A 19,241-nucleotide genomic window follows, 5' to 3' on the forward strand; every position below is an offset into this window, starting at 1 on the left:
GCGGCTTCCTCCAGGTCCGTGTCTGCGGATGCCTGAATCACAGTACTCATCAGGTGTATCTCCTTGATCAGGAGTTACACCGAAAACCGTACAGTTCCGAGGTCAGCACGCATGTGAGCAACGTACTCCGTGGGCGTGGCGCATGAGATCATCCCACTCAGAAGAGAGGGCTGTGAAGGCCCCATCCATCGGTGGATTCTCCATCAGGTGTTGCCGGCTGTTGATCCTTGATAGCCAATCTGGGACAGCGCGTTCCGCAGCACCTGGGCGTACGCGGACGTCCCCGCCGGGTTCGGATGGAACGATTCTCGACTCAGACAGAGGACGTGGTCCTTGATGCAGAACACGGACGCCTTGTCGCCCTCGTGGAAGTCGCCGTCACCGTTGGGGCCGTCCCGGAGCGCGTAAATCCAGTTCTGGGGGTCGCAGACGCGGTGATTCTGGAAGGTGCTGCTGGGGCTGAACGTCCAAACATTGTTCATGCCTTCTGCACGCAGGGATTCGATTAGCGAGCTTTGCTTTCTGCCGAGATAGTCACCGAGTTCGGCCATGGCGTCCGCCTCACCAGGGGTGAAGTCCACGGTGCCGATGCAGGTGTAGTTCGTGCTGATGAGTTGTGGATAGCCCAGCAGCACGATGGTGGCGTTCCGTGCCTTCTGGCGGATCTCCCTGATCGAATCTTTGAGCCTCTCGGCCGTCCGGTCGGTGATCGCCTTGTAGGTGGGTAGGAACGAGTCGTCGTTCGCACAAATGGTAATCGGATGAATGCATTTGGTAATAGCGCCCGAGAAGGCGCTCTCGTCGTTGCCGCCGAGAGTGAGAGTGACCAGGGTGGTGTGCTCGTCGAGCACGCCGGAGTCGACCTGCGCGAACTCGTGGAACTGACCTTCGCCCTCATCGTACTTGGCAGGGAAGTTCCAGGATTCGGGGATACTGGTGCCCCGCGCGTTGCCGGTTTCGGCGCCGGAGCAGGCGACGAAACCGAGTTCGTGGTTGGCGTCGAACTGGTCGGCCAGTGAGCCCAAGCTAGCAGTGTCGCCGGGCAGAACCAGCTTTCGCGGGTAGGCGTCGCGGCTACGGCGGCAGGCGTTCCAGTATGGGGTGCCGTGGTCGGCGTCGGATTCAGGGCTGTAGTTGCCGGCTCCCTCGCCGGAGCTGTAGGAGTCGCCGAGCGCGGCGACGACGTGCTGGGGTTTGCCGGGAAGCGGTTGCACGGCGATGGCGTCCCAGGCGACGCGCACGGTGCCCTTGCCGTCGGCGGTGTTGTTGCTCAGCCGGATGCTGGGTGTGCCCTTGAAGTTGTAGACGCCGAGTGACACCCATCCGTTGCGGCCGATCTGCTGCGGCAGGTAACGATGTTTTTGGTAGGTGCCGTTGCCGTCCACATCGATTTCGTAGCGGGCCTGCTGGGTGCGGGCACCGGAGACCGGGAGGTGGATCAGGACGCGGGCCCAGGGCCCGACTGCACGGTCGAGTGTCCAGGTTCCGACGGCCTTGCGGTCGGTTTCCTGATGGGTGTTGCTCATCCAGACGTGCCCGGCGAACCCGGTACCCAGCTGGTGCACATCGATCTTCCCCGGATAGTTGCCCAGGTTGTCCGGTTGGAAGGCGAATCGGAAGGAGCCGGCGTTCGAGAACCCCATGGAACAGGGTCTGACGGACGGAACGGAATTCGCCACGTTGTCCACGATCAACGCGTTGGCCGGCATTCCGGTGAACCCGCAGTTGGGCGGGTAGCTGGTGGCGTCCTCCTGGTAAGGGTAGCCGGGGTCGAAGCGCAGTAACTCGTTGCCGCAGGTCTGCTCGCAGTTCGGTTTCCAGGTGTTCGGCTCGTGGTACCAGCATTTCAGGTCGTACTGCCCGGCGCTGTTCTTGTGCGCGCACGGGCCGGCGGGCTCGCCGATCACATCGGGGTCGTTCGGCAGGTGGGATTCGCCAGGACGGCAGTGGTTGCCGGCATCACAGAACTGGGTCACCGGCGGTTTGACGTCGTACCGATCCTGGTCGGTCAGCCACCAGGCGGCCCGGAACCCGTGTACCAGGTTGCCGGGGGTTTCGATGAGCTCGATCGGGTGGCCGGCGAAGCCCATCACCTTTTCCGGGTACGGCCAGTCCTGCGGATGCGCGGCGTCGGCATATGAGGTCTCCATGAACGGGCGACGGTCGGCCGGGTAGTTCGGGTTGGCCGGGTTGTTGAGCCAGCCCACCCCCCACGGCTGCCCATCGTTCTTGTTCGGATGGAAGCCCGAGTTGTAGGCCCACACGGCGAAGAACCAGTTCTCGATCCGGTCCGGGGTAGCGTCGTTGATCACCATCCCGGCGCGGCGGGTCTGGTTCCACTTGTCCTGAAGGATTTGCAGGCCACGGGCGATATTGACGGTGAAGTCCAGCGCGATCGCTCGCTGCTGGTCGTAGTGCAGCGCGACCTCGCCGGGTTTCTCCTTGCCTGCCAGGCGCATGCCGTCGGTAATCTGCATGACACCGTAGCCGCAGTCGGCCTTGTCCCACCGGATCGTCCAGTCGTCACTGGCGTTGTTGTTGTAGTAGTCGATGCCGAAGTAGTTGCCGATCAGCGGGTTCGCGGTCACGCCGGGCACGGCGAAGCGGGACGCCTGCCACATGTTGGATTCCTGGGCGCTGATCCCCAGCATGACCTGCGCGGGCACGTGCCCGCCGCCCTCCATCTGCCGGGGCGGGAACAGTCCCTGCGGCGTGTAGGCGGGCATGCCCAGGTTCTTCCAGTTAGCCGGGCGCCGCACGGTCAAGGCCCCGCGTACCGCCTGGTTGATGGCCCACTCCACCTGGCGAGGCTTGGGCTGCATGGCCTGGTTGCGCGGGTCGTTGCGGGCCACTGAGCAGTAGCGCTGATCGCCGTCGGCCGGGTCGTTGGGGTTGGCCGCCGCGGTGGTTCTCACGCCCAGCGCCGGGCTTGGCTCCGCGCCCTGTCCGGCACCGGCCGTCGGCGTGACCGCCAAAGTGAACGTCTTGTTCGTCGACAGCGCGGTCGCGGTGATGTCCACCCCCTGCGGGGAGGTCGGGTCGGCGGGCGCCACCCGCGGATCCTTGGTACGCGTGCGCAGCACCGACGTCACCGCCAGACCACCGGACGACGACACCTGCGCGCCGGCGGGCACGTCGGCGAGCGTCACACCGGCCGGCGTCGAGCCTGCCCGCGCAGTCTTCCCGGTCCCGGTCACGACCACCTGCCCGCCGCGAGCCGACCGGACGCTCAACTCCATCCGTGACCCGGTGGCCAGGGTGGTGACCATGCCCCGGCCTTTCCGGCTCAGTGCGACCCTGCGCACGGCCGCGGCGGTGTCGCCTTCCGTCTCGCCGTACACCACGCCCCCGGCCGCGTCCGCCGCCAGCCGGTACGGCACGCCCTTCGCCGCGGCCACCACGGTCCGCCTGCCTGTGTCGTCGACGCGGACCAGACTCCCTGAGTCGGCGGCCACGATGCCGGACGAGGTCGGGACCGCCGAGGTCAGCTGGCCCGGCACGTCGATCGGTTCGGCGAGCGTGCCGTCCGCCGTGTTGAGCCGCAGCAGCCGCGTGGTGCCCAGGTCCTCGGTGCCGCTCTGGGTGAGAATGGCCGACTCGCCGGGGCCGCAGCCCGGGTTGAAGTAGGCGAGGCTGGTCTGCACGGGCAACTTGCGCACCGGCCCGCCGGCCAGATCGACGATCGCGGTGAACGCGCCGCGCTCCGCCAGCACGGGTTCGTTGGTGAACGTCCTCGGCGCGTAGACGACGACGGCGCGCTTGCCGGAGGCGGTTACGCAGATGTTGCCGATCCAGGAGTCGGTCTCGAACCCTGGCTCCGACAGCGACGCCGCGGTACGCCATCGGTAGCCGTCCTCGGCGTCCGCGACCAGCACGTGGAACCCTGTGGCGTCCCCGCTGGTGGTGACGGCACGATCACCGGAGGTCTCCCAGCCGCCGCCCAGCACCTCGCGGCGTTTGTCCAAGGCGATGCTCTCCGGCGCTGCAGGCTTCGTGGTCGGCACTGCGAGATCGACATCGGCCGGTGGTGGGGTCGGCTCGGCAGCCGCCGGAGGCTGTGTGAACAACTGGGCGAGCAACAGGGCCGAGACGGCGGAAACGACAGTACGGGATTTCAGGCGCAACAAGGTGTCTCCCATGAGGATGAGAACCGGAATTCACGGACCCGTTTCATCAGTAGCCGTCGTACTGAAGCCAGTGCTGATGCGCCTGACCATGGTCGGTCCACTGGACGATGCGCGCGAAATTGGCCTTCGACGCGCCCTGGACCTCCATCCTGAATCCGGTCCGGTAGTTCGTGTAGATGGTCTGTGCGTTGGATGTTCTCATCCAGATCTGCCGATCAGTGCCGACGCACGGATCCTGGATGAGTCCCCCTCCCCGGTCGAAGCTATAGACGTCCAGGCACTTTCTGCTGTAGTGATTCTGCATGTGGACGAGTTGCGTGAAGGCGTCGTTAATTGCGGTCCAGAACCACCACATCTGTGACATTCCATTCGCAACGCAGTTGTACTGAACAATCGGCGCGCCGTTCTGCAGCGAAGCGCCCAGGACATCGAGGCACTTGCCGCTGTGGAAGTTCCGGAACGTGTAAGGCCCGTACCAGTCGCCCGCCAATCGGGTTCCGTCCGACGATTTCAGGGGCGGCGGGGGCTTCAGCCCGCTGTTCTCGACCAGCGTCGGTTCCGGCAGTACCACCGCCTGATCCGTCGACGGTGACTGGGTATCCGCGATGGCGGGCGGCAAGACTCCACCGCCGAGTGATATCGTCGCCATCATCGCCGCGAGCATTCTCCTGATCCGCATCATCGCTTCTCCTCTTCCGATCAGCCGTCATGAACCGTGGAGAGCGGCTCGCCAGTAGGCGGTGACCGACTCGGTGAGTAACTGCAGGATCTGTCGGCGCATGCCGCCCGGTAATCAACTTGTTTGACGCGCCGATCTCCCCAGTGCAAGGGGAGATCGGCGCGCCTTCAATTTGCCCAGGCCATGCTGGTCCGGACTGCGGAGGCTACGGTTGCACGCCTGGTGCGCCGACCACGCCTACCTGCCCGAACTCATCATCCTCGCCGAGAGCATCGCCGCCTGGTATAACGAGATCGAGGAGTTCCTGCTCACCGGGATCACCAACGCCGAGAGCGAGGGCAGCAACCGGGTCATCAAACTCGAAGCGCGCTGCACCTACGGCTTCCGCAACCCGACCAGCCAACGCCTCCGGTCACGATGCGCAACCGCCCGAGGAGCCGAAACCGTGCCGTTCCGCTTAACTTCGAAGAGCCGGGACACGACAGCTGAACGGCATCCGTGTTCGCATCAAACTCCTGCCGTCCGTTCCACCCTGCAGGTGTTCGCGACTGGCCGTTCGTGGCCGCCTGCGGCAGCATCCACCGATTCAATCGCCGTGCTGTTCTGTGAGGCTGGCGCTTCCGGTTTAGTGTGATGCGTGTCAGGGGCGAGGTAGGAACACAGCCTGTAGCGAGCAGCAGCGGCTCGCGCACTTCCCCGCCGGTCAAGACCTAGTTACAGGTTTGTATGAAATAGACCGGATCCCAATTCTGAATGGCATGTCTGCCACTCGAGTATTGAGCGATTGTTACCCTTGACGAGTTCTCGAGAAATGCCGTGTGCCTTCCGCCGTTTTTAGTGTGGAAGATGCCAGTAATCTGGTGTAGACGCCATCGGACGCAACCGTTGCCCCACAGCCAGGATACCTCGTACCTTGGGTACCCCAAATGTCTGTCGATCTGGATGGTGCAGAAGGCGCCAGAGCAGTTGGCAACATCCCGTTGCGCGGCTGCGGCACCTGCCGCGGTGAAGGGATGGAACGCGTTACCATAACGCGCATCACCTGACTCAACGTAAAACCCCGGATCGAGGGCGGCACTACGGGCCGACGCCGCTGCCGCCGGCATGGCTCCGATCGAAAGGACTGAGAAGACGGCTGCAAGGACTGCCATCGGCGATACGATTCGCTTCGTCGGGTATCGCCATGCGTTGACTGCGGCACGCATGTGACGCACCTCTCCTTCTTTGGTTCGCAGTTGTGTCGACGAGCATTCGGCGCTCTCGCTTTGGTCGACCTTCCTCTCACCAAGAGGATGCAAGGTATGGCCAGGCCGCGTCTTTCTGGAGGGTGCACCCTTCTTTAGTCAGCGCGCACTGTTGCGCACTGCCGGCGGAACTGGCGCGGCGACAGGCCGTAGGTGCTGCGGAAGGCCTGGCTGAAGTGCGCGGGGCTGGTGAACCCCCACCGGGCTGCGATCGCGGTGATCGTGTGGGCGACCAGCCGGGGGTCGGCCAGGTCACGCCTGCACTGCTGCAGGCGGCGCGCGCGGATCCAGCCGGCCACGGTGTGCCCTTCGGCGTGGAACAGCTTGTGCAGATAGCGCAGCGAGATGTGGTGCACTGCGGCGATCGCATCCGGAGTCAGGTGCGCATCACCCAGGTTCTGCAGGATGAAGGCGTGGATTTCGACCATCCGCGCGCGCCGCCTGGTATGCGGAGGCATTGCGCTGTCGGCGTCCAGCGCATGGGCCAGCGCCGCGGTCAGCACGTCCAACGTCAATGTGGACAGTCGTGCAGTATCGGCCGGGCTGAACTCTTGCAGGTGCCGGGCCAGTTGCAACAGGAACTGTGAGGACAGCGCGCCGATGCCCCGATCGCCTGGGATGCGGAGCGCGAGCAGATCCCGCAGGTCCCGTTGTGGGAATGGCAGCAACGATCGCGGAAACTGCAGGCATACCGTCTGAGCTTCCCGCTCGCTCGGCGCCAGCCGGGTCAGGTAAGGATGTGAGCTGTCGCGGAGGGACAGATCGCCAACGTGGAGATCCGCGTGCCGGCCGTTCTGCTCGCCCCACACGCGACCGCGTACGGTGCAGGTCACCAAGAACGTCTCGGGATCGGATTGACGAATCAGCTTGGGCGTGCGGTGAATCGACATTGGCGTCGCGGTCAGCAAGACCACCTGCACGGGGCCGAGCTCGCTAAAACTGGCCTGGGCCCGGAAGGCGCTCTCCAGATGCGGTTCACAGCGGGCATCGAGTGGCACCCACCGTTTCGAGCTCACCTCGCGCCAGACGACGAATCGCTCCTTCGCCGGGACCTCGGCAGTGTCGACCATCTGCACGACGCCTCCTCGGGTCAACAGCCGTGACGGCCTTATCCTCGGCAATCGGCTCCGCGTCGTCGTCGTCCGCTCGGCGGGGGTCCTTGTACCCCTGCCGGAGTACAAGGCTGATCGTTAGCCTCATGACTTACAGCGTGTCCTGCATGGTGGTGAGTCGTTGAATCCACCATGGGCAGCGGGCAATGGGACTGGATCCTAGAGGGATTGTGGGAGATCGCGCGGCCGTTGCTACCGGCGTCCAGGGTGCGCCCACAGGGCGGCGGGATCGTCGGTGTCGCTGATGAGGTGGTGTTCGCTGCGATCGTCTACGTGCTGGTCAGTGGATGCTCCTGGCGGGAGCTGCCGCCGTGTTTCGGAGCGTCGAAGTCGACCGCGCATCGCCGGTTCCTGATCTGGCCGCGGGCCGGAGTCTGGGAGCGGCTGCACCAGGTCGTTGTGGATCGGCTCCGTACTCAGATGGGGGGGTGGGTTGCGATGCTCAACTGCCCGGCAGCGAAGTACGGCGACAGAAGGCGTGGTCCACGTTCGCCGGGATGGAACACACCTTCACCGCAGGCCACCGGCCGGTCCCGCCTCGCCCGGCGCCGTCCACCTCGGTGGACGAGGCCCCTCAACCCCCGCCGTCCCGCTGCCACCCTGACTCAGGCATGCCCCGCCGTGCTCACAGCGTCACCGGTGGCGGCGTTCGCGAGCGGAGTCCGCGCCACCAGGTTCGCGGACGCGGGCAGCCGCAGGGCCAGCCGGTGAGCGAGGAACGCGGCCATGCCGGACATGACGATCAGTCCGGTGATCAGGTGAGCGCCCAGACCGTACCGGAGCATCGATCCGGCCAGCGCGGGCCCGGCGGTGAACCCGGCGGTGAAGGCGAGGGACATCGCGGCGTTGTAGCGGCCCGACAGGCCTTCCGGGGCCAGATCGTTGACCAGGGGCAGAAGGGCCGGGGAGAGCACGGTCTCGCCGATCCCGACTGTCACTGCCGCGAGCACGCAGACGGCGATCGCCAGGCCGGTGCCGAGCCCGCCGACGGCGAGTGCCAGGCATGAGGAGGCGGCCCACCAGCCGCACGCGGCGATGATCACACTGGTCCGGCGACATCCGCGAAGCAGCCGGAGCGCGACCAGCTGAACGAGGGCCACGGTCAGGGCGTTGGCGACGAAGGCGATGCTCACGACGTGCGGGCCGAGCCGGGCCGACTCGGTGGCGTACACCGGGAACACCGAGAACAGGGGAGTGTAGCCGGCCACGACCAGGAGCACGGTCAGGAACCAGATCCTCCGGAACAGGTGATCCCCGGTCACCTCGCGGTACCCCTCGCCGAGACGCCGGCGTGGCGCCGGGCGGGAACGGGACACCCCTCTGAGCGACGGTACGGCGACGCACGCTACGAGCGCGGCGGCGAGGACGTAGGTGCCCGCGTCCAGGCAGTAGAGCAGGACGAAGGACGCCGGCCGTCCACCCGAGACGAGGACGGCCGCCAGGAGACCCCCGACGGTGGTGCACGCATTGGTGATCGCGTACCGCACCGCGAAGACCGAGGCACGGGCCCGGGGTACCAACCGCGCCAGCAGGGAGTCCTGTGCCGGGGACGCGACGGCTCCACCCATCCCGGCCAGGACCGCGGCGGTGAAGGCCTGCCACGGTGCGCCCGCGACGGCGATGAACGCCGTCCCGGCCGCGGCGACCGACCAGCCGCCGATCAGGGCGGCACGCGCTCCGAAACGGTCGATCGCCACCCCCGCGGCCATGGTGGCCGCCAGGGCGCCGACGCCCACCATGGACACCGCCAGCCCGGCCGTCCCGACGGCGATCCCGCGTACGTCGTGGAGATAGACGATCAGGAAGGGCATGGTCATGCCGGTGCCCACCGCGGACAGGGCGTGCGCGACGAGCGTCGTCCAGGCGGATCGCAGCAGTCGCGGGATCAGGCCCGTGCCCGGACCTCCCCGGACCGGCCGGCCCCGGGGAGGCCCGGACGCGGCCGTGTTCCGCGGCTCACCCCGCACGGCCTTTTCCCGGAGCCCGCCGGTCACGGAGCCGTGTCGTCGGGGATCGACGGTGTCGCGCCGCGGGGATGGCCGAGCGCGGTGACGCCGAGCACGATCTCGGACATGGGGTCGCAGCCGACGAGCGCCTCGAGTTCCTCGTCGCGGAAGGCGACGACGCCGCCGGCGACCGTCAGGATGGTCGCCAGGTCGTCGAGATCGACGGGCTTGCCGAGGTAGGCACGCGTCGAGCGCCGTCTCCACAGGGCGTCGATCAGGCGCGGGTGGGGCCAGCCGGCGTCACCGGGAGGCCGCTTGCCGAGCGCGACCAGGGGCCGGCGGTCGGCTTGAACTTCTCAGCATGGGTATCCCCGCCGCCGCCAGGCGCAGGGAGATGTGGTCGGCCTCACGGTCGTCGGCACGCGTGAGGATCAGGACGCACGGTATGCAGTCGTCGTCGTACCGCGCGGGCCGGCCCACGAGCGACTGGAAATCGAGGGACTGCGCGGACAGCGTGGACAGCGCGGTCCTGAACGTCTGCCTTCTCAGCAGAAGGGGGAGATGATCTCCGCCATCAACGGCTCCGTTCACGAAGCGCGTGCGGGCCGACGGGAGTCCCGCCGGCCCGCACGCCCGGATTCAGGGTGCTCGGATTCCGCTACGGCCTCAGCAGTGCGTCTTCGAGCACGGGCGCATGAAGGTGGTGAGGTACCTGCTCGCGTAGGCCGTGAACGTGGCGTTCTCCACGGTGGCCCACTCCTCGAGCAGCTCCCGCCCCTCGCTGTCGGAGATCTCCAGTACCTGCTTGGCCATGTCCTGCACCGTCATCGAGGTACGGGGCGGAGGGGCACGGCGGGGCGGCCCTGATGGGGTCGGCGGCCCGGGGCGGATCCGGTGTTCGTACGCGGGCGGGCGTCCTGGGCCGACGCGCGTCCCAGGACCGTGGACACCGGCGGACGACCTCGGACCTGCGCCGGCTCAGGAGGCGCGTTTGTCCTCGATGTGGACGACGGTCAGGTCGTGGCCGTCCCGCTCGCGCTTGCCGCGGCCGAAGAGGCCGACCGTGAGGTCGTCGTGGTTCTCCAGCTCACCGGGATCGACATAGGTGAGGATGTCCGGGTGATGGCCGGTCACGGCCCAGCCGGGTGCGTCGTCCAGGTCGACGGTGGTGAAGTCTCCAGCCGATGTGCCCACGCGGACGGGGCCGTACTCCCTCAGGAGGGAGGTCGCCTGCTGTGCGAGATCCTCGACCGGTTCCATCAGGATCACGCAGGTTCCATGGGCGAACAGTACCCAGGACTTGGCGGGGTCCAGCAGGCGACGCCAGGTCTCGATCGCGGCCGTTCGGTTCATGCGGGGCAGCGTAGCCGCCGACGACGACAAACCCGGAAGAACGACGGCTCACGCCCAAGCCACCAAATACCGATGTCCCAGGGGTACGCCTCGGCAGCGTCCTGAGAGCCGGCCTGCTCATCGTGCTCACTTCGGTGGCCGCGCGACCATCGCGCTTTTCCATCGAGCGTTCAGGGTCGAGGTGGTGAATCTGTTGACGTCGCCTCGGCGAGGTTGCCTCGGTGGTCTGGTATTCGGCAGGTATGTCCGAGTAATTGCCCTGTTGTGCGCGCCGGGCCAGGATCGCTCGCATGAGCGTCTTCTGTGAGTACTATCGGGCCGCGGATCGTGCGGCGGCGATGGTCCAACCGGACCTTTCCCGTGTGATCGACGATCCTGAGTACGGAGTCGCCGGTTTCGACGCCGTGGAGACCAAATGGATCGACCCTCAGGTGATCCTGGGCCGGCTCGTGGCGTTCATCGGCGATGTCGACTTCTTTCTCGGCCTGGTCGATGCGGTTCCCCTGTACCCCTCGTATCCCGATCCGGCCCCGCAGACCGACGAGGAATGGGATGCCCTGCCCGAGGACTCCCCCTACCTGGGCGGGGCGGCAATCTACGAGTTGCCGGTGAACGCGCGCGACATCCTCGCCGGCGCGGACGACTCGTCCCTGCCCGCGGCGGCGGAACGCTGGACGAAGATCGAGGAGTTCTCTTTCCACTCCTCGGACGACAGGGAGTACCTGCTGTCCCTGGTCAGGGATCTTGTCGGGCTGGCTCGCCGAGCGAAGGAGCACGACCAGCTGCTCTACTGCTGGATGTTCGTCTGACCGAGGTGGTCACCGGAAGGGTCCGGCCTCCACCGTCTGAGCATGGCAGGACGCTCCCGACAAGCCCGGTGCCCTTCCCTGCGGATCGGAAGATCAGGGGTTCGAGTCCTCCCGGCCGCGCGGCACGTTAAAGGCTCTGCGGGATCACCTGCCTTGCCCGGTCCGCTTCGGCGGCGGACGGAACGGCGCGCTGTGGCTCCCGCCCGGGATCCGGATCGTGGCGGCCACCAACCCGCGCTCCTCAGCGGCCGACGGCTGGGAGCTGAGCGCGCCCCTGGCCAACCGGTTCGTCCACCTGCGGTGGGTTCACGACCACGACGTCGTGGTACGCGGCCTCGGCGGGACCTGGCCGCGGGCATCGCTGCCACGGCTCGACCCGGATCGCCTTCCGGGACGCGGTCCGGTTCCGGGTGGCGGAGGGCATCAACGCCCGCCCCGGGAACACCCCGAAGGGGTGGCGGCGGTGGGCGGAGGAGGCGTTCCACCCGCCACAGCCGTGGCGGGAACTGCTCGGCTCGGCGATTCGCGCGGCGGCCTCGGGGCCGGGCGCGGGAGAGGACCACCTCTACGGCCGGCCGTCGCGTCGGTCCGCCTGCCTGCCCGGCGTCGTCCTGCCGAGCCTGCGGCGCAGACCGCCGCGGGTCTCGGTGATCATCGACACCTCGGGGTCGGTCAGCGACGCCGAACCGGGGAGCGCGCTTCTGGAGGTCACCGCGATCGTCCGGGCCGTGGGCGGCCGGCGCGACCTGGTCGGCGTGCTGTCGTGCGACGCGGCGGTCCGGGCCGTGGGCCCGCTGTGCCGCGCCGAGGGGATCTCCCTGGTGGGCGGTGGCGGGACGGACCTGCGGACGGGTTTCACCGGGGCACTGCGGACGAGGCCGCGGCCCGACGTCATCGTGGTCCTGACCGGCGGCCAGACCCCCTGGCCGGACGAGCGGCCCCCCTGCCGGACGGTGGTGGGACTGTTCCGCCGGAGTGACCTGTCCGGGTCGTGGGACGAGGACGATCCCGACCACGTGCCGGACGCACCGCCCGAATGGGCGCGGGTGGTCGTCATCGGGTAGCCGTCCCGTCCGGCCGGCCACCGGACGCGGGGCGGGACGTGTACCGGCAGGGGCCGGTCGACGGTCCCGGCATGTCCCGGTCCGTGCGTCCCGCTCGCCGTCGGATCGCCTGTCAGGCGGCGTGTACGCCTGTACGGGACCCCGTCGAACAGGCTGACAACACGATCTTCTTGTGGACAGGGGGTGCGATCCGGAACCGTGGACCCCGCCACGGAGCCGGACCGGTGACCGTCACCCGGGCCCGAACGGGCTCGCCGGCCGTGGCCCGGACGACGCCCCCGAGGTGACCATCCGCACCCGGGAGGAGGGTTCGGCGTCGCCGATCCTCCGAGGCCCGGACCGCACGGACACAGGGAGAACACCATGAGAACGCGCAACAGGATCCTCACCGCGGCGGCCGTCGCGATGGTGCTCGGCGGGACGGTGCTGAGCGCCGTCCCGCCCGCCTCGGCGGCCGGTCGTAACGGCGTGTGCGAGGCCGGTGAGTTCTGCTACTACTTCAACAGCAACAACCAGGGATCGGTCTCCGACTTCTCCGGATCGGTCGGTGACTACGGCACCAGGCAGCCTTCCTGCTTCGACTACAAGGGACCGGGCAACGGCAAGGGCAAGTGCGTCAAGAACGCCGCCGCCTCGGTGTGGAACCGCACCTCCGCGACCGTCCGTGTCCATTTCAACAGCAACTACGGCGGCAGCGTCCATCAGGACTTCGCAGCCGGGGCCCGGGGCAACCTCAAACCGGGCCTGAAGAACCAGAACGCCTCCCACCGGCTCCTGAGCTCCGCACCGCCGCCGACCTCGACGCGCGTCAACATGACGTACGCGCTGTACAAGGCCGGTGGAGGCCGCATCAGCTGTGGCTTCGACGGTTACCGGAACACGCCCGGCAAGCATGAGGGCATCGACTTCACCCGCAGGGTCGGCGCGCCCGTCCACGCCCTGGTGAGCGGTCAGGTCATCAACGTCGCGCGCGGACGCAACGGCCGCTCGGGGCTCTCCACGATCGCCGTCTACCACGCCTCCCTGAAGAAGACGATCATCTACCTGCACGTCGCTCCGCAGTCGTCCCTGCGCGTGGGCCAGCAGATCGCGCGCGGCCAGCTCATCGGGACCGAGGCGTGGCGCGGGGTGTCGTCCAGCGGGGCCGCCCACACCCACGTCGAGATGCGTCCCGGATGGCACAAGCGCGCCACCAGGAGCGTCGGCGACTACACGCTGCTCAACCCGAACCCGGCCTCGTTCTGGATCTCCCAGGGCTACAACCTCCGCTGACACACCGCGGCCCATGATGAGAAGGAGGGCGACCATGTCCCCACGAACCGCACGGCCGGTCCCGCGGCTCGCCGCGGCGGCCGTCGCGATGGTGCTCGGCGGGACGGTGCTGAGCGCCGTCCCGCCCGCCTCGGCGGCCGGTCGTAACGGCGTGTGCGAGGCCGGTGAGTTCTGCTACTACTTCAACAGCAACAACCAGGGATCGGTCTCCGACTTCTCCGGATCGGTCGGTGACTACGGCACCAGGCAGCCTTCCTGCTTCGACTACAAGGGACCGGGCAACGGCAAGGGCAAGTGCGTCAAGAACGCCGCCGCCTCGGTGTGGAACCGCACCTCCGCGACCGTCCGTGTCCATTTCAACAGCAACTACGGCGGCAGCGTCCATCAGGACTTCGCAGCCGGGGCCCGGGGCAACCTCAAACCGGGCCTGAAGAACCAGAACGCCTCCCACCGGCTCCTGAGCTCCGCACCGCCGACCGGGTGCAAGACCGACGGCACGCACCGCAGGCCGCCCACGACGATCCTCGTCTACCGCACCTCCCTCGACCGCGTGGAGCGGGTGGCGTTCAAGACCTACATCAAGAACGTCCTGCCGAACGAGTGGCCGTCGTACTGGCCGAGGGAGTCCCTGAAGGCCGGGGCGATCGCCGTCAAGAACTTCGGCTGGTACTGGGCGCTGAGGTCGGCGAGCAAGACGCCGAACGGCCGGTGCTACGACGTCGCCGACACCACGGCCAGCCAGGTGTACAGGCCGGGCTCGGCGACGGCGGCGACGAACGCCGCGGTGGACGCGACGTGGGGCACCCGGATGACGCGCGGCGGGAAGATCTTCAAGGCCCAGTACTGCTCAACGACGACGTCGTGCCGCCACTGGGTCACCGGCGACTGGATGTCGCAGAACGGCTCTCGCGACAAGGCCAGGGCGGGGTGGAGCTTCTCCAGGATCCTTCGGGCCTACTACAGGGGGATCGCCCTGACCCGCTGACCCCCTCGGCCTGGCCCCTCGATCCCTCGGTCCCCGCGGCCTGACCCCCTGATCCCCTGATCCCTTGCCCCCCGCGGACCGTCCGCCCCCGGTTCCCCGTCGTGTGACGCACGGCGGGGAACAGGCGTCACTCGACGACGACCTGGAAGTTGAGCGGCCGGCCTCCGGGGAACGCGACCCGCCCCGCACCGTCCATCATCTTGAACCGCACGTAGCAGAAGCCCCGGTTCCCCGGCGCGGTGACGTCGGTCCGGACGTCGACCGTCTTCCCGGGACGCGTGTCCTTGATCGGAACATCCGAGGCGGTCCGGCACTGGTCGGGCTGCTGCGGGTCGAGGCGGTGCAGCGAGTACCCCTTCCACGGCACGGTCCCGGCGTTCTTGAGCCGCCACACCTTGGTCCTGGTCTGGCCGGGGCCGACGCGCGTGCAGTCGGGGAGCGTGATGTCCCCGATGAACACCGCCGAGTCCCCCTTGTGCGCGGGCGGGCCCCACGGCGGGTTGGCCGCGCGTACCGGGCAGTCGGCCGCCGACAACGAGGTCTTCGACGGGCCCGGGGACGGGCTCGGGCCGTGCCCGCCGGTCCCGGGGTCGCGATCGACGGCGGCCGTGATCAGGGCCGCCGCCCCCATGCCGACGACCGCCGCCGCGAGCGCGGCCGCGGCCAGGTGGGCCGTCCGGAACCGCCCCCGGCCGCCCGGCGCGGGAGGGGCCGGCAGGACGTCGCCCGGACCCTCACCGGGTGGTGGTGGCGGTGTGGGCGGTGGGGGCGCGGGTGCCGGGGGCTCACCGGCGAGCCGTGGCGTCTGCGACCCCATGGCGGTGTGCGCGGTACGACCTTCCTCGACGTCCGGAGCGGCACCTGGAGCGGCGCCCGGAGCGGCGGCTGCGGGCTCACCGGGAGCGGCCGCCGGGGTGTCCGCGCGGACCGGAGGATCTCCGGTGCCCGCCGATCTGACCGCGAGGTTCGCCCTCTCCCAGCGTTCGCGGTACGCGGCCGGGTCCGCGCCGCAGGCCCTGACGAACTCGACGGTGGTCTCCCAGCTCGGGAGCCGGTTGCCCTTCGTGGCCTCGTGCAATGTCGTGTGCGAGATCGCCCCCGACCTGCCGGACATTTCCCGGAAAGGTGGGTTTCCGACGGATTTGCGAAGTTCGCGCAACGTCGCCGCGAAGTCCTCGATCGTCTCCGTCCGTACAGGCATGTCGTCCACCGGGTGAAGCTAACAGCGCCCGCGGTGTTTACTCAACCTCGAACCCACGGTGGCGGACGGAGTAAGGCGATCCGGTATCGGTGCGGCAAACCCGGATGAACTACGGAGAGACCGCCGTCTGAATTGCGCTGACGCCGACCGGACGGCTTCGAGCCGGTGGGCGCCTTCCGACGGAATGTGACGGCTCTCCGGTCGGCCCGTCGTGAACGCCCGCCCCGCCGGTCACGGCCGGTATGAGGAATGGCCCACTCAGGAATGAGTAGTCATTGCTCTGCTTCCCGGATTCCGCGGCTGCCAGAGTTTCTCCTGCCGAAAGAGATCCATTTCGAAGGGGATGATGAGAATGAGGCTCCGTACCGTTTCCGCGGGACTCGCCGTCGCGGCCGTGGCGGTGACGGCCGCCGGGGGCCCGGTGAACGCGCACCGGTGACGAGACGCGCGCGACGGCGTCCGGGTCGAGCATGGCCTGCCGCAGCGACCCGGCCCAGAACTCCAGGGTGCCGGGCACGTTCCTGGGGAAGTCGACGAAGTACATCCGACCCGTCGTGGTGCGCCACGGTCGGCACGACACAAGCGCGAGCGGTCCGCGCCTGGCGAGTACCGCGTCATCGGGGCGGGCTGAACGCGTCGCGCTTGATGCCGCCGATGAAGGTGTCCAACGGCACGGGAGGCCCGCGTCGCCCGGAGCGTCCCCGCCGTGGCGGAGGAGGTGACCATGGTCGTCCGGGAGCTGCCGGGCAACGCGGCCGTGCACGGGAAGGCGCCGAGCGCGCTGTCGCCGCACCGGCACGGGCGAGGCGTGTGCCGTGGAGGTGACGTGTTCTTACGGACCTCTTACGCAGTCTCTCCGGCTCGTGACCCGCCGGGAGGTTATGACGATCATGTGATGCACAGAGATCACGAGAAATGAGGATTCATGGTGAGCCCCCTCCGACCATCACGTCTTCTCGTCGCGCTCCCCTTGAGCGGCATGGTCCTGGCATTGATCGGGACCCTCCCCGCCGCTTCGGCCGACACGTCCCCCGGGCCTCCCGTCGAGTCCGTCCTCGCCCCGGCATTCCAGCCGGCGCGAGAAGCGAGTCCGACGTGGTCGCCCGCCCCGAGCGCGACACCGACGCCCACCCCCGCTCCCACCGCCTCCGGGTGGCAGGTGACATCCGGTCCGGAACTACCGATGAACAGCAGTCTTGTGGACGTCGCCGCCCTCGACGCGAACCACGCCTGGGCCGTCGGTCATCAGGGGGCGACATACAGCGGCCCAACTCCCGAGCGGCCGTACGCGTTGCTGAGCTGGGACGGGGCGAGGTGGACGGAGCAGACACTCCCCGACAGGCCCTGGAACCTGGAGGCCGTCAGCGCGTCGAGCGAGGACAACGTCTGGGTCCTCGGAAAGACCGAGGGCTACTTCTCCTACGCCGCACGCTGGGACGGCAACGCCTGGCGTACCTTCATTCCCTTCCCCGACGACCAGTACGTGGGCCTGAACGACGTCGCCGCCACGGGGCGGGACCACGCCTGGATGGTCGGGGGCTCGACCGGCCGCCCCTTCATCGCCGAATGGGACGGCCAGGAGTTCAAGGCGGTGTTCACCGGTACCGACACCGGCCCCGGGTCCGCACGCCTGATGGCCGTGACCGCCGAGGGGAGGTCCGACGCCTGGGCCGTGGGCCGCACCAACGACAGACCGCTCATCATGCGCTGGGACGGCGCCTCCTGGCGTGAGACCCCTACCCCCTCCATCCCCGGAGGCGAACTCTGGGGCGTTCACAGGGTCTCGGCGAACGACGTGTGGGCGGTGGGCTCGATAGACCGTGAAAGCCTCACCCCCAAGCCGCTTCTCCTGCACTGGAACGGCGTCAGGTGGCGATCGGTCACGTCTCCGATCAGCGCGGGAGCGCTCTACGGCATCACCGGGGACGCATCAGGACGCCTCTGGGTGAGCAGCTACAACAGGGAGGACTCCACGTTCCTCCGTTATGTGAACGGCCGGTGGACGACCGTGGCCGCACCCCGGATGTTCGATCACTCGCCCTACATCCGGAACCTCGTGAGTGTTCCCGGCACCACGGCCACCTGGGCGGTCGGAAACGTGGCCCACCCCGGCGGCTGGCCGTACGAGTACGTGATCACGCGTCACGGTTCACTCCGCTAGAGGCGGCCGGGCGGGATGACGAAGCCCTCCTCCGCCGTCCGGCCGGCACGGCCGGTTCGTTCTCGACGATGAGGACGACGAAAGGGTGAGGACCGGCCCGGTACGCTCCCGGAAGGGCGCACCGGGCCGGTATCGCCGATGTCCGGCGGGCGGCCGGGGTGGACAGTGGTGGGCGATGAGGTCCGGTGAGGGCGAGGTCCCCGGGCACGGCGTCGTGGTGCTGACCAGGCGGCCGGCGCGGGAGCGTGAGGTCCGCTGGGACGAGGAGAACCTCGGGCCGTGGGCGGAGGAGATCGACGGCAGCGACGTCGTGGTCAACCCGGCCGGTCGCAGCGTCGACTGCCGCTACACCCCCGCCAACCTGAGGGCCATGATGGACTCGCGCGTGCACTCCACCCGGGTCGTGGGCGAGGCGATCGCGGCCGCCGCCCGGCCGCCCCGGGTCTGGCTGCAGATGAGCACCGCCACCGTCTACGCCCATCGATTCGACGCCCCCAACGACGAGGCGACCGGCGTGCTCGGCGGCACCGAACCCGGCGTCCCGCGCTACTGGGCCTACAGCGTCGAGATCGCGAAGGCGTGGGAGCGGGAACAGGAACGGGCCGACACCCCGCACACGCGCAAGGTCGCGCTGCGCACCGCCATGGTGATGAGTCCCGACCGCGGCGGTGTCTTCGACGTCCTGTCGCGGATGGCTCGGCTCGGCCTCGGCGGCCCGGTCGCGGGCGGCGCGCAGTACATGTCCTGGATCCACGACCGCGACCTCGTCCGCGTCGTCGAGTTCCTGGCCGGCCGGGACGACCTCGCCGGGCCGGTGAACCTCGCCGCCCCCGAGCCCCTGCCGCAGCGTGCGTTCATGCGCGTGCTGCGCGCCGCGTGGGGTGCCCGCATCGGCCTGCCCGTGACGAGGTGGATGGCCGAGATCGGCGCGTTCGCGCTGCGCTCGGACACCGAACTCCTGCTGAAGAGCCGCCGGGTCGTCCCCGGCCGCCTGCTCGAGGCGGGCTTCGCCTTCGGCCACCCCCGGTGGCCGGAGGCCGCCGACGACCTCGTGCGACGGGTGCGCGGAGGGGGCGACGCCGCGGGGTGAGCGTCCCGGCACTCCCGCAGGCGGCTTCTTTCCCGCTTCTTATCCGCTTCTTTTCCGCGTGCCGCGTGCCGCGTGCCGCGTGCCGCGTGCCGCGGTTCGACGGCCGGTGCGGGCCCGGGCCCGGGTGCGGGTGATCGAGGAACTGTCGGTGGGGTCTGTCAGGCTGGCGGGCGATCGGTTCGACGATTCCGCCCCCGC

General features: G+C 68.6%; 15 protein-coding genes. 8 read left to right on the forward strand and 7 right to left on the reverse strand.

From position 1 onward, the window contains the following. Positions 1 to 203: 203 nt before the first annotated feature. Complete coding sequence (locus tag ACZ6RT_RS26615) at positions 204 to 4,139, reverse strand: SGNH/GDSL hydrolase family protein (protein WP_470156835.1); 3,936 nt, start codon at positions 4,137 to 4,139, stop codon at positions 204 to 206. Between the two features lie 34 nt (positions 4,140 to 4,173). Further along, on the reverse strand, positions 4,174 to 4,809 hold the full coding sequence (locus tag ACZ6RT_RS26620; protein WP_470156836.1) for an RICIN domain-containing protein: 636 nt from the start codon (positions 4,807 to 4,809) through the stop codon (positions 4,174 to 4,176). Between the two features lie 208 nt (positions 4,810 to 5,017). Between ACZ6RT_RS26620 and ACZ6RT_RS26625 the strand changes: the two genes are divergently transcribed. Continuing rightward, positions 5,018 to 5,440, forward strand: coding sequence for a transposase (locus ACZ6RT_RS26625; protein WP_470156838.1), 423 nt, complete (start codon positions 5,018 to 5,020; stop codon positions 5,438 to 5,440). A 705-nt stretch (positions 5,441 to 6,145) separates the two neighbouring features. Here the strand turns inward: ACZ6RT_RS26625 and ACZ6RT_RS26630 are convergent. After that, positions 6,146 to 7,120 carry an AraC-like ligand-binding domain-containing protein gene (locus ACZ6RT_RS26630; RefSeq protein ID WP_470156932.1) on the reverse strand — a complete coding sequence of 325 codons (975 nt, stop codon included), beginning with the start codon at positions 7,118 to 7,120 and terminating at the stop codon, positions 6,146 to 6,148. Between the two features lie 174 nt (positions 7,121 to 7,294). Here ACZ6RT_RS26630 and ACZ6RT_RS26635 point away from each other — a divergent pair, with 174 nt between their 5' ends. After that, positions 7,295 to 7,873 (forward strand): transposase, encoded by a 579-nt coding sequence (locus tag ACZ6RT_RS26635; RefSeq protein WP_470156840.1) that lies wholly within the window; start codon positions 7,295 to 7,297, stop codon positions 7,871 to 7,873. Here the strand turns inward: ACZ6RT_RS26635 and ACZ6RT_RS26640 are convergent. The 3 genes from ACZ6RT_RS26640 to ACZ6RT_RS26650 all read right to left on the reverse strand — a co-directional run bounded on the left by ACZ6RT_RS26640 (position 7,768) and on the right by ACZ6RT_RS26650 (position 10,461). Continuing rightward, a complete protein-coding gene (locus tag ACZ6RT_RS26640; protein WP_470156841.1) occupies positions 7,768 to 9,129 on the reverse strand; it encodes an MFS transporter in 1,362 nt (453 codons plus the stop codon). The genes ACZ6RT_RS26635 and ACZ6RT_RS26640 overlap by 106 nt on opposite strands. A gap of 645 nt (positions 9,130 to 9,774) precedes the next feature. Beyond that, positions 9,775 to 9,936, reverse strand: a complete 162-nt coding sequence (locus ACZ6RT_RS26645) for a hypothetical protein (protein ID WP_399186818.1) — start codon at positions 9,934 to 9,936, stop codon at positions 9,775 to 9,777. A 150-nt stretch (positions 9,937 to 10,086) separates the two neighbouring features. Then, the gene (locus tag ACZ6RT_RS26650; protein WP_470156843.1) at positions 10,087 to 10,461 is read right to left on the reverse strand and encodes a hypothetical protein; all 375 of its coding nucleotides are present in this window, start codon (positions 10,459 to 10,461) and stop codon (positions 10,087 to 10,089) included. A gap of 290 nt (positions 10,462 to 10,751) precedes the next feature. On the opposite strand from ACZ6RT_RS26650, the gene ACZ6RT_RS26655 reads away from it, so the two are divergent. The 4 genes from ACZ6RT_RS26655 to ACZ6RT_RS26670 all read left to right on the forward strand — a co-directional run bounded on the left by ACZ6RT_RS26655 (position 10,752) and on the right by ACZ6RT_RS26670 (position 14,591). Further along, a complete protein-coding gene (locus tag ACZ6RT_RS26655) occupies positions 10,752 to 11,270 on the forward strand; it encodes a hypothetical protein (protein ID WP_470156845.1) in 519 nt (172 codons plus the stop codon). Positions 11,271 to 11,680: 410 nt separating this feature from the next. Then, complete coding sequence (locus tag ACZ6RT_RS26660) at positions 11,681 to 12,334, forward strand: vWA domain-containing protein (protein WP_470156847.1); 654 nt, start codon at positions 11,681 to 11,683, stop codon at positions 12,332 to 12,334. 363 nt (positions 12,335 to 12,697) lie between these two features. Then, positions 12,698 to 13,606: a peptidoglycan DD-metalloendopeptidase family protein gene (locus ACZ6RT_RS26665; protein ID WP_470156849.1), complete on the forward strand. Its 909-nt coding sequence runs from the start codon at positions 12,698 to 12,700 to the stop codon at positions 13,604 to 13,606. Between the two features lie 34 nt (positions 13,607 to 13,640). Beyond that, positions 13,641 to 14,591 carry a peptidase inhibitor family I36 protein gene (locus ACZ6RT_RS26670; protein WP_470156851.1) on the forward strand — a complete coding sequence of 317 codons (951 nt, stop codon included), beginning with the start codon at positions 13,641 to 13,643 and terminating at the stop codon, positions 14,589 to 14,591. A 127-nt stretch (positions 14,592 to 14,718) separates the two neighbouring features. Here ACZ6RT_RS26670 and ACZ6RT_RS26675 read toward each other — a convergent pair whose 3' ends face one another. After that, positions 14,719 to 15,705 (reverse strand): NBR1-Ig-like domain-containing protein, encoded by a 987-nt coding sequence (locus tag ACZ6RT_RS26675; protein ID WP_470156853.1) that lies wholly within the window; start codon positions 15,703 to 15,705, stop codon positions 14,719 to 14,721. Positions 15,706 to 16,975: 1,270 nt separating this feature from the next. Here ACZ6RT_RS26675 and ACZ6RT_RS26680 point away from each other — a divergent pair. Both ACZ6RT_RS26680 and ACZ6RT_RS26685 read left to right on the forward strand, forming a co-directional pair. Next, positions 16,976 to 17,953 carry a beta propeller repeat protein gene (locus ACZ6RT_RS26680; RefSeq protein WP_470156855.1) on the forward strand — a complete coding sequence of 326 codons (978 nt, stop codon included), beginning with the start codon at positions 16,976 to 16,978 and terminating at the stop codon, positions 17,951 to 17,953. Positions 17,954 to 18,128: 175 nt separating this feature from the next. Continuing rightward, a complete protein-coding gene (locus ACZ6RT_RS26685; RefSeq protein WP_470156857.1) occupies positions 18,129 to 19,043 on the forward strand; it encodes an epimerase in 915 nt (304 codons plus the stop codon). Positions 19,044 to 19,241: the final 198 nt, after the last annotated feature.

Source organism: Streptosporangium sp. NPDC050148, from assembly GCF_055586505.1.